Source organism: Clostridium sp. Marseille-Q2269, assembly GCF_943736985.1.
Classification (GTDB): domain Bacteria; phylum Bacillota; class Clostridia; order Clostridiales; family Clostridiaceae; genus Clostridium_F.
In genome coordinates this window covers 63,275-76,169 of record NZ_CALSFS010000001.1, presented here as the reverse complement: position 1 = coordinate 76,169, position 12,895 = coordinate 63,275, and the positions used below count along the sequence as shown (strand labels likewise).

The following is a 12,895-nucleotide window of genomic DNA, read 5'->3' as shown; positions in this document are numbered from 1 at the left end:
TTTCAAAATAAAAGATTGCATTTCTAATCTAAAAATATTAATTTTGTGTATAAAGCATTTTTTATTATATCATAGAAAAATATTTATTGCATATAATTATTTTTTTATTTAAATTAATTTAAAGCTTTATTAATATTAATAGTTTCTATTTAATAAAAACATAGTGATTTCTTTTAAATTATCTGTGTTTTTCTCTATTTTATTCAAATTATCAAAAGATTTTTTTGTTATGTCTGTGCAAAGCTCCTTACACTTATCAATACCATAAACTTTAACAAAAGTAGTTTTATTATTACTTTCATCACTTTTGGCCTTTTTACCTAAAACAGTAGTGTCTCCTTCTATATCTAATATATCATCTTTTATTTGAAATGCTAATCCTAAATTTTCTCCATATTGTCCTAAAACTTCTATATCATTAGTATTAGCAGATCCTAATATAGCTCCAGATATTATAGATGCTTTTATAAGAGCACCTGTCTTTTTCTTATGCATATAATAGAGTTCATTCACAGGTATAGATTTATTTTCACTTAATATATCTACTACCTGCCCCCCGATCATACCATCTACTCCCGCGGCTTTTGATATAGTACCACATGCTTTTAAAGCATCCTTTCCATTTTTTAATGAATAATTAAACATTATATTCATAGCTTCATTTAAAAGTGCATCTCCAGCAAGGATAGCTATAAGCTTCTCCAAAAACTTTATGGTTTGTAGGTTTTCCTCTTCTCAAATCATCATTATCCATAGCTGGCAGGTCATCATGTATTAAAGAATAAGTATGTATCATTTCTATGGCAGCAGCTAAAGGCATAGCATCTTTATAATCCTCTTTATATAAACTATAAGTATTTAAAAATAATACTGGTCTTATTCTTTTTCCACCAGCTTCTAAACTATACAACATGGCATCATATATAATTTTTTGATAATTTCCTTTATTTGTTAAATATTCTTTTAACCATACCTCTATTTCTTCCCCTATTTTTTTTATTTTATCCATAAGTTCACCTATCCTTAATATGAATTTTAAAGATCTTTAAATTCTTCTTCTTTATTATCTTCTAAGACCTTTATTTTACCTTCAGCATCTTTTAATACTTTATATAACTTATTGCACAGTTTTATTCCTTCTTCATAACTTTTCATAGAATCTTCTAGGGTTATTTCTCCGTTATCCATACTGACTACTATATTTTCTAATTTTTCAAGCATATTTTCAAATGATTCCTTTTTCCTTCCCATATTTACCTCCTAATTTAGTTTATTATTTATAGTTACATAATTTCTAAATTATTAATTTTAGTTATGCAATTTTAAAATTTAAATTACCTATTGTAAATAAAATATACTTATTAAGATATATTATCCAAATTGAATAATAACACTTATCTAATTTAAATTGATGTATTTTTAAAAAATTCTTAAGCAATTTTTAGTTCTTTTGATTATAATATTTATAACTCAACAAAAAATTTTCTTAAAAGTTATTCTATATATTTAATATTTAACTCTGCCTTACCATCCTTAAATGTAATATTTATTTTATTTAATTGTTTCAAACTTTCTTTTTCTGTTATCAAATTGTTTTTTTCATCTTCTACCAAAGCATACCCTTTTTTTAATATATTTAATGGATTATGTGCTTCTAGTAGAGAAGATAATCTTGATAAGTTATTTTTTTGTTTGTTTAATTTGCCTTCTATTTTCATATTCAATAACTCTTTTAAATTATCTATATTCTTATATTCATTTACTATTATATTATTAGGGCTATAAGATTCTATTTTCCCTTTATATAGATTTATATAATTTCTTTTTTCTCTTATTATATTTTTCATATAATTTTCTAAGGTTTGATTATAATTTAAAATCTCTTTTATTAAACTTTCTGTATTAAAAACAGCTATTTCTGCAGCTGCAGATGGTGTAGAAGCTCTTTTATCGCTTACAAAATCTACAATGGTAAAATCAGTTTCATGACCTATTGCCGTTATTATAGGCTTTTTAGAATCATACACTGCATAAGCTAGTTCTTCATTATTAAACTCCCATAATTCTTCTATAGAACCTCCCCCTCGAGCTAATATTATTATATCTATATCTTCAATCTTATTTAATTCTTTAATGCCTTCTATAAGCGTCTTACTGGCACCAGTACCTTGTACTAAAGCTGGGTATATAAGTAATTCTATTCCTTTATTTCTTCTTCTACTTACATTTATTATATCTCTTATAGCTGCACCTGTAGGGGATGTTATTACTCCTATTTTTTGGGGGAATCTAGGTATTTCTTTTTTGTGTATATCACTAAAAAGACCTTCTTCATTAAGTTTTTCTTTTAATTTTTCAAAAGCTATATATAAGTCTCCTATGCCCTCTCTTTTAATTTCTTTCACATATAATTGATAAGAGCCTTCTTTTTCATATACAGATATATTTCCTTGTACAACCACATCTATACCATTTTCTGGAACAAATTTTAAATTATATGCATAACTTTTAAACATTACACAATTTATTTTACTTTCTCCATCCTTTAAAGAGAAATAAATGTGTCCACTGCTATGAAGTTTAAGATTTGATATTTCTCCTTTAACAGAGGCATTATTTAGTATAAAATCAGAATCTAAGGTATTTTTTACATATCTATTTAATTGAGAAACCGTAAGAGTTTTAATATGCATAAACATCTTCCTTTTTATTAATATTAAAAGTGAAAAGCTACGCTCTTCACTTTTTTTAATATTTATTAAATTTAAATCATTTTACCTAGTACACCATTTATAAAAGTTGCGGATTTTTCTCCTGAATATTTTTTAGCTAATTCTATAGCTTCATTTACGGATACCTTATTAGGAATATCTTCTTCAAATTTCAACTCATATGTACATAATCTAAGTATAGATAAATCTACTTTAGATAATCTTTCTATTTTCCAATTTTTTAAATTGTTTTTTATTTTTTCATCTATTTTTTCTTTGTTTTCTTCTATTCCTTCTATTATTCTTTTAACATAATTTATATCTACATCTTTTAAATCAATAGATTCATTATCTCTTTCTTTTCCATTTCCCTCAGAATCTCTAACATCTTTTAAATTTTCTAAAGCTTCCTCTAAATTTTCTCCATTTAAAGTTGTTTGAAATACTAATTTCATGGCAGCTTCTCTTGATTTTCTTCTATTCATATTTTCCTCCCTAGTTTCTATATTTACTTTTATAATTTTTAGCTTTAACTGTTACTATTATTTATACTTTTTTATATTATTATAAATATTGATTCTTCACATAGAAACACCCTCTATCACAGAGGGTGTAATTATTTATTATTCTAAATCAATATCCTCTAATTCTTTATCTATTTTAGGTATCATAACATTTTGAACATGAATATTAACTGAGGATACAGTAAGACCTGTCATAGTTTCTACTGATCTTTTAACATCTTCTTGAACTTTTTGAGCTACTTCAGGAATTTTAACACCATACTCTACAACTACATATAAGTCTATAGATGCACTTTCTTCTCCTACATTCACCTTTACACCTTTAGAAATATTTTTCTTCCCTTTAAGTATTTGAGTAATTCCTCCAACTACTCCTGAGCTCATTCCTACAATACCATCTATTTCAGTGGCTGCCAGTCCTGCTATAACACCTACTACTTCATCAGATATTTTAACTATGCCCATGTCAATTTCATTCTTAGTATTTTCTTCCATTTTCCGTACCTCCTAAGTTTTGAGCTATGCAAAACGTAATCTTAGGTTTATTATATCAAAAGGTATATGTTTTTACAATTATTATTGTTTAGTTTCGATTTCTACTTCTTGTATATTTGATATACTCATTACTACATTTTTTATATCTCTTGTTTCTTTATCTGTTAATTTATCTTTTCCTTTTACTACAACTCTAGCCTTATCATTTTCTATAGAGCATATAACATCGTCAAATCCTTTACTCTTTAATACAGATTCTATTTTTGATTCATAATTTGAATCCATAGCTAATTTAGTATACTTAGCAGTGGCTTCCTCTTTATCTTCTTTTGGAACATTCTTATCATCTATTAAAGATTTTAATGTTTGTAGTGTTTGAGCTGCTTTTTGATCTCTAGTAAGTTTTGTTTCCGCAAAGAAATCTGTCTTGCTGTTTTCTTTATTTTCTGTCTTGTTTGAGTTTTTAGAAGTATTGTTAAAAGAAACAGTACTTCCTTCATCATTTCCATTTACATAAAGTGGACTGTTTAGTTTTGTTGCAAGCACTCCTGTACAAATTATGAGTGCTAATAAAGTTACAATTATAACTCCTTGTTTTTTATTCATGGTTTCATTCCCCCCAAATTATAATTCTACAAAATTATATGCTTAATATTTAATTAATATACTATTTTTTCATAGGATATACATTTACTTTATTTTCTGCCAATGAAAATAAATCTACTACCGCTTTTGATATTCTTAATTTAGTTATATTATTCTCTGCTCCTTCTGCCACTATGCATACCCCTGTAATTTTAGGTTTATATTCTTTTACTATAAGAGGTTGCGTTTTGTCACCATTATTAGTTATAACTACTGAACTTCCTTCATTTTCCTGGGTAGTATCTCTCGTACCTCCCTCCGTATCTTTCTCAACACTTTTATTAGTTGAATTATTTATATTAACAGCTGGCACTTTTTCTTCTCCACTTTCAAATGTTATCATAACTTCTACTTTACCTACACCATCTATTTTCTCTAAAGTGGTTTTCAATCTATTTTGTGTTTCTTTTTCATAATTTTCATTCTCTATTTCTATTTTTTCTTCCTGACTTTGTTTATTTTTAGGATTTTCATTTTTACTCATAACATTATCTTTTTTAAAAGTACTACCTGCAATTAAAAATAATACTCCAACTAATACTACTATTAATATGTTCATATTCTTCTTATTATTCTTGGGATTAGTTTTCAATTTTTTAATCAAATCTTTTATATCCATAAAATCTCCTCCTAAATCATAATGATTTAATTCTAGTGGATTATTATTTTAAGCTAAGTTCATTTTATATATAAAATACGATATATAAAAATAAATGTTTATAACTTATACTAAAGCAGATATACTGTTACATATTAATATCTTTTAAATCATATTTTATATACTTTTATTACATTAGAGGATACCTTAAATTCATTGCTTATAAATTGTTTTATCCTTCCTTCACCTTCAAAGGTATCTTTATCATCTTTTTCATTTCCATTGTTGCCTATATTTATTTTGCTTACTTTTTTAATTTTTTCTATTTTATTATCTTTTACCCCTACATCCATTGCCTTTATTTCTAGATTGTTTTTGCCTTCATCATAATGGATTTTTACTTTTACCTCATATTTATTATTTGGAAACTTCTCTTCTAATTTCTTCTTAGTTTGATTTTGAAGATTATTCTTAAAATTATTTAAAGTTTCTTCTTTATTCTTTTTTTTATATTTATCAAAATCATTTTTGTATTCTATATTATCAAAAGAAGCTGTTGCCTTTTCCGCATACTGAGATATATTATACTCTTTATTAAATATCTTTATTATTGGATTCAGTATTACAGTTATTAATATTAATCCTAAAACAAACTTTCCATATTTTTTTATGTTATTTTTAGGTAAAAGCATCTCTATTGCAGTTATAAAGAACACTGCTACAGCTATATTAGTTATCCATTCTTTTAGCCATTGGAGCAAAATATAATCACCCCTTTATAACGTTATATTTTATATTTTAAATTAAGAACCCATAAAAACCTTTCCTGCCGAAGCCATTATAGCTATCATTATAAAGAACATAACAGACACACATATTAAACAAGACAGTATGAGTATTAATGAATCTCCTGCAGCACCTATAGAATTTACAAGTCTACTATCACTTATAGGTTCTATTAAAGCTGCTGCCATTTTATACATAAAAGCCATTATTAAAAGCTTTATAACAGGTACCAAAAGCATGGCTACTATTACTATAAGTCCTAGACTGCTTATAGAGTTTTTTAAAAGTAATGAATAGCCAGCCACAGTAGAAATAGCATCAGATAGGCATTTTCCTACCACAGGTACAAAATTATCCACAGCATATTTGGCAGTTTTAACAGTAACCTGATCCATAGCCTTAGAAGTTATACCTCTTATAGTAACTATACCAACAAATACAGTCATTACAATTCCTTGAGTCCAGAGGGCTACTTGATTTAATAATTTTGTTAGTTTGTTTATCTTATAATCCTCTGATAAATTATTTACAAATTGCAAAACAAATGTCATGCATATTAATGGAATTATAAATCTGGAAAATATATTTGCACTTATATTTATAGTTCCTATGATTATAGGATCTAACATAGTGGCTTCTACAATACCTCCTATAGATGCTATAAGCATTATTAAAATAGGTATTAAAGCCATCATGAAATCTGTCATTTTATTTATAGTGTCTCTAGCTATATCAACACCTAAATAAAAACTTCTAGCTAGTATTATTATTATTAATGCATAACAGGCAAAATAAGCTATATCTGATAAAGTTTCATTACTAAAAGCCTTTTGTAAATTATTCAATAAAGCACATATTATAGCCACCATAATAAGAAGCCCAATTAATTTTAAGGAAGCCGCTATTTCTTTAAATACATATGTAGTTATAGCTTTTGCTGCTTTTTTTACAGAAATATGACTTTCTCCCTTTTCCATAAAATTTTTAACATAATCTTTTGCATTTATATCTTTTAATATTTCATATTGATTTTTCATATTGGATATATAATCATATAGTTTTTCTATTTGTTGATTTTCTTCTTTTATTTCATTATGCTGGCTAGGTGTGGATTGTACCTGACTAGGTGCAGCTTGTACATTGAAACCTAACATAATCACAAACAAAAATGTTAATAAAACAGTATTTAAATTTTTTTTCATTTTCTCACCTACATAATCTTTAAAATAGATTGAAGCACTGCCATAAGTATAGGTATGGCAAGTCCAAGTATTAATATTTTACCAGCAAATTCCACTTTTGATGCTAAGCTGTTTTCTCCTGCGTCTTTACATATCTCACTACAAAATGTGGCTAAATAAGCTATCCCTAATATTTTAAAAACTGTGGTTAAATATATAAAATCTATATTAGTTTTTGAAGCTAATTGTTGCATAAATTGAAGTATAGCTGTTATTTTAGATGCTAGAAATAAAAATATTATAGCTCCTGCTGCAATACTTATTTGAACTGCTAAGTCATCTCTTCTCCTCTTAAATATTAGTATCAAAAATAGTGAAATAAATGCAAAGGCTACTATTTTAATGATCTCCATTTTTCCCTCCTAGGCCTTAGCATATTTTTAAATTTGAAACATAGTTTTTACTGCATTAAATAATTTACTTATCAAATTTATTACCATCATAAGTATTACAACTATACCTGCTAAATTTGTTACCACAGCGTAATCATCTTTTCCACTAGATTTTAATATTTTATCTAAAATTATAACCAGTATACTAACTCCTGCTATCTTAAAGATTAATTGTATGTCTAGCATGTTATACCTCCTCTTACCTGTATATTTTCATTTATTAGTTTTTATGTTTGATTTTATATAATAATATTCACAATATATTGTAAAAAGTATAAAAACTAAAATTTTATATAAATATAATAACCAACACTGCCCCTATAGAAAAACCCAAATATTTATACATTTTCATGTTTTTTATCATGATTTCTTCTGCTCTATTGCTTTGTTTTTTTAAATTGAAAAGAGTTAAATCTATCATGTTCTCATGACCTTTTGGATCCCACTGGCCTAAATTTTTAGATAAATCTAATATTATATTTATATCCTGTTGTTGCAATGATAAATTCTCTTTTTCTTGTGAAAAAACTTTCTGAAAAGCTTCATAAATACTATTAACCTGATTTTCATAAAGCATATCTGAAATCTTTTTAAACAATACACTTATTGGTTTCTTACTTTTTAAGGATATATTCATTAATATGTCTGGTATAGACGTATAGGTATAGGTTATTTCATTTTTTAGTTCATTTACACACCTTTCTAATTCTAGAAGTTCATCTCTTCTATATTTAAATTTATTAGCAGTACTTATTCCCCAATATAAACTTCCCACAAATACAAATAAACTTCCTAATATCTTAAACATAGTCTTGTACACTCCCATTTATAAAAAAAGTTTTTTCTAAATTATCCTAAACTAAAGCTTGGTATCCTTAACGAAATCATATGCATATTCTAAATTACCTACAGATTTCTTAGAACTTAAAACTAATGCTCTTTTGAAAACTTTGTTTTCTACTATATCTTTAAATACAGGTCTATTATAGATATCTTCTACTCCAAAACCATGTATAGTAGTTATTAAACTTACTCCTGAATTTAAAGCGATCAGTATACTCTCTACATCTTTATACGTTCCTATTTCATCACAAATTATTACTTCTGGTGCCATACTTCTTATAGCCATTACTATACCTTCACTTTTAGGGCAATTATCTAATACATCTGTTCTTAAACCCACATCCAACTGAGGAATTCCATTATAACTTCCAGCTATTTCGCTTCTCTCATCTATAACAGATACTTTTTTCCCCTTTAAGTTGAGTTTTTCCATTCCATCAGATATTTTTTTAGATATATCTCGCAATATAGTGGTCTTTCCACATTTGGGTGGAGAAATTATTATAGTATTTAAAACCTGTCCATTTTTTACTATATAGGGCATAACCAATTTTGATGCATCAAATATTTCTCTACATATTCTTATATTTAGAGAACTTATATCTCTTATAGTTTTAACCTTTCCCCCATCTATTACACATCTTCCACATATACCAACCCTATGGCCTCCTTTTATAGTTAAATATCCCTGTTTTATTTCTTCTTCAAAGCTATATATAGAATAATTACTCATTCTTTGGACTATAGATCTTATATCTTCTCTTTTAAATTCATAATCTATGATCTTTTCTTTATTTCCTATTTGAAAACATATAGGCTTTCCTATTTTAAATCTTATTTCTTGAAGTTTATCTACTTCATCTAAAGCACATATTAATTTACTTATATGACTTGGAAGTATATTTAGAATTTCTTTTGTATACAAATTTATCATCTCCTTTCTTTATAGAATATCTATTTCAAACTTAACAAAATTATTCCAAAAACTTTTATTAAAATAATTTTTAACTTTTTTATTTTATTATTTTGGTTGGCATTACATATATTTTTATATGATAGATAATATATTTATTTCATAAAAAAACATCTACTACTGAAGTACACCTGAAAGTTTAAACAAAGATCTGAATTTTCCCGAGTGTATTTTTATAGCAAAGACTATATTCAACTGAATAGAAATTATAAATTGTAAAAAATACTTATCTGCCTATGTGAGCTTTTGAATGTTTTAAAAAGAATATAACTCTAGCTATGATAAAAGAAAGGTAAGATATATATATAATTGAAAATCAAACACCATATAAGTTATTCCATAATTAATATAGAATTGAAAAATAGAGGTTATTTCATTAATCATATCTTGCACATTAAACTAAATGTAAATCAACTAACAGTAGATTAGCTGAAAGTTTAGCTTAATAGATATACTCCTTTAAATTTAACTATGACAACAGATTAAATTATTGTAATAATAAATGAATTAAGAGCAAACTAAAAGGACTGAGTTCTGTTTAATACAGAATTCAATCCTTATTAGTTACTTAATTAAATTTGTCTAACTTTTTGGAGTCAGAACATACTTTAGTGGATTTTTATTAATCATTTCTATTTTGCGATTCTTCACATTCATCGTCAGAACTATATATATTGTTTAAGGATATTTCTTTGTGGCAATTTGGGCAACAAATACTTTCTTTACCTCCAAATACATCTTTATCAATATAGATGGTTTCATTACACATAGGACAATCAATTCCTAAAAAATCTTCTAAAAAATCCTCATCTTCATCCTCATCATAAAAATCTTCTTGAAGAGAAAGTAAATCTTGATCCATAGTATCTACATATTCTTGTATTATACTTTGAGACTCTTTCATGTCTTCAACTTCATAAGCTATGTCCTCTAATATATCAGACATAACAGAAATTATTTTTCCTTCTTTACTATCCTTTTCAACATCTAGCCCTTCTATAAGACCTTTTAAGTAGGATACTTTTGAAGTAATAGATTTCACAAAATCACATCCTTGCAAATTATACTATTTATAGTATACACTAAACTCTTTCCATATATTCACCAGTTCTTGTATCTACTCTTATAGTTTCTCCTTCATTTACGAATAATGGAACTTGAATTGTAGCACCTGTTTCTAATGTAGCAGGTTTCATTACATTACTAGTTGTATTTCCTTTTGCACCTGGTTCTGTATGAGATATAGTTAACTCAACAAAGTTTGGTGCTTCTACTGAAAAAGCTTCTCCCTTAAAGAATTTTATTGTAGCAAACATGTTTTCTTTTAAGAATTTTATAGCTTCTTCAACTTTATCATAATTCAATGGAATTTGTTCAAAAGTCTCTTGATCCATGAAGTAGTATAATTCTCCATCAGTATATAAATATTGCATTTCTTTTCTTTCAATAACTGCTTCTTGAAGTTTTGCAGTCGGGTTAAAAGTTGTTTCTGTTACAGCTCCAGTTATGGCATTCTTTAATTTAGTTCTTACGAAAGCCGCTCCTTTACCTGGTTTTACATGTAGGAATTCTACAACAACATATACTTGTCCATCTTGTTCAAAAGTAGTTCCTTTTCTTAAATCTCCTGCTGATATCATTTATGTATCCCTCCAAAACTAAATATTCCTTTTTATATTATAACCTTTGTAAGGCCTTATATACTAATTATTTAATATAATATAAAGCTATTTTTTATTAGTAAATTGTTTGAACGATATTCTATAAGCACTAATTAACTTTGAAACATCTTCTTTTTAATTATACTATATCTTTATCTATATAACACTCAAACAATGATATTTTATCAAAACTTCACTTCATTTGCAAATAATATTATGACCATTTGCAAATATTTTTTCATAAAATACATGTATTGTTATTTTTTTCATTTAAATAGCATGCCATTTTTTGTATTATATTACAACTATAATTAGACTTTATATTATGTATTATAGTATAAGCCTTTTTATATACTGTAATGTTATATCTATTTGTTGATATTTATTATTGTTCTCATTATACTGTTCCTTATTATATTCTTTATTACTATCATTAGAAACTTCAGTTTTTTCATTAATATTGCTATGATAACTTTCGTTAAGTTCTTTTACTGATGTATTATTTATACTTAAACTTTTTATTCCTTTAAAATTTTTAGAAGAATTTATATTTTTTAAAAACTCTTTTAATTCTTCATTGTTTCCATAATACCTTAAATTTACGTACATATTATTATTTTCATTTTCTATACTTTTAACAGCTATATGGGAATCTTTCTCTAAATTTTCTAAAATATATGTACAATCTATACTTACAATATGATTAATGTTTTCACATTGCAGTTTTAGCCTTTCCTTTTCTTCATTTACTATGCTAGTTTCATCATTTAAATATATGTTGAATAATATAATAATTGGAAATATTAATAGATTTAGTATAGAAATAAACTTACATGTGTTAACTCTTTTCAATTTTATCACTCCAAAATAAATCTAAATTTATAAAAATCGTTCTCTTTTTTAGGGGTGTTTAGATTTTTAATAGTTACTTTTTTATCCTTCTCAAGTAAATTTAATAAGCTATAATAACTATCTAAATATACACATTTTCCATCTAAATACACTCTACCTTCTTTTATGATTAAATTATCTAACAATATATCCTTATTCATATTTTCATATAAACTAATAAAAAGATTATAATTATTATCTTTTTTAATATTATCAATACTTTTTTTCTTCTTTTTCATATGTAAAATATTGATTTCTTCTTTTATACAATGTATATTTTTAAGACTATACAATGTTTTATTAAAAAATACTATATTTATAGTAAACAATACAATTATTAATACTATGTATTTTTTCATGACCTTTTTATAATTCATTTGTATATAGCTTTCTGGTATAAAATTAATTTTCACTTTAACCTTCTCCCATTTATATGATTTTTTTATAATCTTTTTCTCTGAAATTCCGTAAAGCTATAAACTTATATCCTTTTAACTTATCTTTTATAAGAGCCTCTTCTATATTTATTCCATATATAGTATTCAGCTCTATATCTAAAGCCTTTGCTTTTTTTAAAACTCTTTCTATTTTATGTGCTTCATTATCTTTTTCAAAAATAAAGTTACTATAAATTAAATTGTTTTCTGAATACAGTATTATGTAAATATATTTTTTATGTTTGAATAAAAAAATATAATTTTTTTCCTTTATATATTCTTTATATAAGTTTAATACAGAAAATTGTATAGAATATATACCTTCTATATATTTAAATTGATTCATGCACTTTTTCAGCATACTATTATTACCTATGTTTATACAAAAAATTATTATCTTCATACTGTTTTTATTTTTACTTATAATATCATAACTATATAATATATTGTGTATATCACTAAATTCATATATCAATTCATTTCTTATTATTTCATTTATTTTACTTCTGGTATTTATTCTAGGTAATGTTATAAATTTAGCATATACTCTTTCCCCTTCTAGTATTAAATATAATCTTCTTCTTTTCATATTAACTATTTTTATTATATTGCTTTCTATAATACTTTTTTCTTCCACCTTATTATATTTTATGTCTTTTAGACACATATTGTCTTTATCCATTTCTAACAAATTAATA

At 25.3% G+C, this 12,895-nt stretch carries 17 protein-coding genes and 1 pseudogene; all 18 read right to left on the bottom strand.

Features of this window, described 5'->3' with window-relative positions:
- Positions 1–135 precede the first annotated feature (135 nt).
- A pseudogene (locus tag NGI68_RS00330) lies at positions 136–1,009 on the bottom strand (polyprenyl synthetase family protein).
- A gap of 26 nt (positions 1,010–1,035) precedes the next feature.
- Positions 1,036–1,251: an exodeoxyribonuclease VII small subunit gene (locus NGI68_RS00325; RefSeq protein WP_251859493.1), complete on the bottom strand. Its 216-nt coding sequence runs from the start codon at positions 1,249–1,251 to the stop codon at positions 1,036–1,038.
- 242 nt (positions 1,252–1,493) lie between these two features.
- Positions 1,494–2,693: an exodeoxyribonuclease VII large subunit gene (xseA, locus tag NGI68_RS00320; protein ID WP_251859492.1), complete on the bottom strand. Its 1,200-nt coding sequence runs from the start codon at positions 2,691–2,693 to the stop codon at positions 1,494–1,496.
- A gap of 71 nt (positions 2,694–2,764) precedes the next feature.
- On the bottom strand, positions 2,765–3,196 hold the full coding sequence (nusB, locus tag NGI68_RS00315; protein ID WP_251859491.1) for a transcription antitermination factor NusB: 432 nt from the start codon (positions 3,194–3,196) through the stop codon (positions 2,765–2,767).
- Positions 3,197–3,334: 138 nt separating this feature from the next.
- On the bottom strand, positions 3,335–3,730 hold the full coding sequence (locus NGI68_RS00310; protein ID WP_251859490.1) for an Asp23/Gls24 family envelope stress response protein: 396 nt from the start codon (positions 3,728–3,730) through the stop codon (positions 3,335–3,337).
- Positions 3,731–3,811: 81 nt separating this feature from the next.
- Positions 3,812–4,336 carry a SpoIIIAH-like family protein gene (locus NGI68_RS00305; protein ID WP_251859489.1) on the bottom strand — a complete coding sequence of 175 codons (525 nt, stop codon included), beginning with the start codon at positions 4,334–4,336 and terminating at the stop codon, positions 3,812–3,814.
- A 61-nt stretch (positions 4,337–4,397) separates the two neighbouring features.
- Entirely contained in the window at positions 4,398–4,994 is a 597-nt protein-coding gene (gene spoIIIAG, locus NGI68_RS00300) for a stage III sporulation protein AG (protein WP_251859488.1), read from the bottom strand.
- Between the two features lie 149 nt (positions 4,995–5,143).
- Positions 5,144–5,734 (bottom strand): stage III sporulation protein AF, encoded by a 591-nt coding sequence (gene spoIIIAF, locus NGI68_RS00295; RefSeq protein ID WP_251859487.1) that lies wholly within the window; start codon positions 5,732–5,734, stop codon positions 5,144–5,146.
- 42 nt (positions 5,735–5,776) lie between these two features.
- Positions 5,777–6,961, bottom strand: a complete 1,185-nt coding sequence (gene spoIIIAE / locus NGI68_RS00290; RefSeq protein ID WP_251859486.1) for a stage III sporulation protein AE — start codon at positions 6,959–6,961, stop codon at positions 5,777–5,779.
- Positions 6,962–6,969: 8 nt separating this feature from the next.
- Entirely contained in the window at positions 6,970–7,353 is a 384-nt protein-coding gene (spoIIIAD, locus tag NGI68_RS00285; RefSeq protein WP_251859485.1) for a stage III sporulation protein AD, read from the bottom strand.
- Between the two features lie 27 nt (positions 7,354–7,380).
- Positions 7,381–7,578 carry a stage III sporulation protein AC gene (spoIIIAC, locus tag NGI68_RS00280; RefSeq protein WP_251859484.1) on the bottom strand — a complete coding sequence of 66 codons (198 nt, stop codon included), beginning with the start codon at positions 7,576–7,578 and terminating at the stop codon, positions 7,381–7,383.
- A gap of 103 nt (positions 7,579–7,681) precedes the next feature.
- A complete protein-coding gene (spoIIIAB, locus tag NGI68_RS00275) occupies positions 7,682–8,200 on the bottom strand; it encodes a stage III sporulation protein SpoIIIAB (RefSeq protein WP_251859483.1) in 519 nt (172 codons plus the stop codon).
- A 51-nt stretch (positions 8,201–8,251) separates the two neighbouring features.
- Positions 8,252–9,160, bottom strand: a complete 909-nt coding sequence (spoIIIAA, locus tag NGI68_RS00270) for a stage III sporulation protein AA (protein WP_251859482.1) — start codon at positions 9,158–9,160, stop codon at positions 8,252–8,254.
- Positions 9,161–9,830: 670 nt separating this feature from the next.
- Positions 9,831–10,250 carry a CD1247 N-terminal domain-containing protein gene (locus NGI68_RS00265; RefSeq protein ID WP_251859481.1) on the bottom strand — a complete coding sequence of 140 codons (420 nt, stop codon included), beginning with the start codon at positions 10,248–10,250 and terminating at the stop codon, positions 9,831–9,833.
- A gap of 40 nt (positions 10,251–10,290) precedes the next feature.
- Positions 10,291–10,848 (bottom strand): elongation factor P, encoded by a 558-nt coding sequence (efp, locus tag NGI68_RS00260; protein WP_003485841.1) that lies wholly within the window; start codon positions 10,846–10,848, stop codon positions 10,291–10,293.
- 351 nt (positions 10,849–11,199) lie between these two features.
- Complete coding sequence (locus NGI68_RS00255) at positions 11,200–11,730, bottom strand: hypothetical protein (protein WP_251859480.1); 531 nt, start codon at positions 11,728–11,730, stop codon at positions 11,200–11,202.
- Positions 11,727–12,173: a hypothetical protein gene (locus NGI68_RS00250; protein ID WP_251859479.1), complete on the bottom strand. Its 447-nt coding sequence runs from the start codon at positions 12,171–12,173 to the stop codon at positions 11,727–11,729. Before NGI68_RS00250 ends, NGI68_RS00255 begins: the two co-directional genes overlap by 4 nt.
- 16 nt (positions 12,174–12,189) lie before the next feature.
- The gene (locus NGI68_RS00245) at positions 12,190–12,879 is read right to left on the bottom strand and encodes a hypothetical protein (protein ID WP_251859478.1); all 690 of its coding nucleotides are present in this window, start codon (positions 12,877–12,879) and stop codon (positions 12,190–12,192) included.
- Positions 12,880–12,895 lie beyond the last annotated feature (16 nt).

Bases quoted from the DNA above. Each gene is read 5' to 3' on its own strand.
- nusB (WP_251859491.1), bottom strand. From the start codon at position 3,196: ATGAATAGAAGAAAATCAAGAGAAGCTGCCATGAAATTAGTATTTCAA.
- xseA (WP_251859492.1), bottom strand. From the start codon at position 2,693: ATGCATATTAAAACTCTTACGGTTTCTCAATTAAATAGATATGTAAAA.
- NGI68_RS00310 (WP_251859490.1), bottom strand. From the start codon at position 3,730: ATGGAAGAAAATACTAAGAATGAAATTGACATGGGCATAGTTAAAATA.
- NGI68_RS00245 (WP_251859478.1), bottom strand. From the start codon at position 12,879: ATGGATAAAGACAATATGTGTCTAAAAGACATAAAATATAATAAGGTG.
- NGI68_RS00325 (WP_251859493.1), bottom strand. From the start codon at position 1,251: ATGGGAAGGAAAAAGGAATCATTTGAAAATATGCTTGAAAAATTAGAA.
- spoIIIAD (WP_251859485.1), bottom strand. From the start codon at position 7,353: ATGGAGATCATTAAAATAGTAGCCTTTGCATTTATTTCACTATTTTTG.
- spoIIIAE (WP_251859486.1), bottom strand. From the start codon at position 6,961: ATGAAAAAAAATTTAAATACTGTTTTATTAACATTTTTGTTTGTGATT.
- spoIIIAB (WP_251859483.1), bottom strand. From the start codon at position 8,200: ATGTTTAAGATATTAGGAAGTTTATTTGTATTTGTGGGAAGTTTATAT.
- spoIIIAG (WP_251859488.1), bottom strand. From the start codon at position 4,994: ATGGATATAAAAGATTTGATTAAAAAATTGAAAACTAATCCCAAGAAT.
- NGI68_RS00305 (WP_251859489.1), bottom strand. From the start codon at position 4,336: ATGAATAAAAAACAAGGAGTTATAATTGTAACTTTATTAGCACTCATA.
- spoIIIAC (WP_251859484.1), bottom strand. From the start codon at position 7,578: ATGCTAGACATACAATTAATCTTTAAGATAGCAGGAGTTAGTATACTG.
- efp (WP_003485841.1), bottom strand. From the start codon at position 10,848: ATGATATCAGCAGGAGATTTAAGAAAAGGAACTACTTTTGAACAAGAT.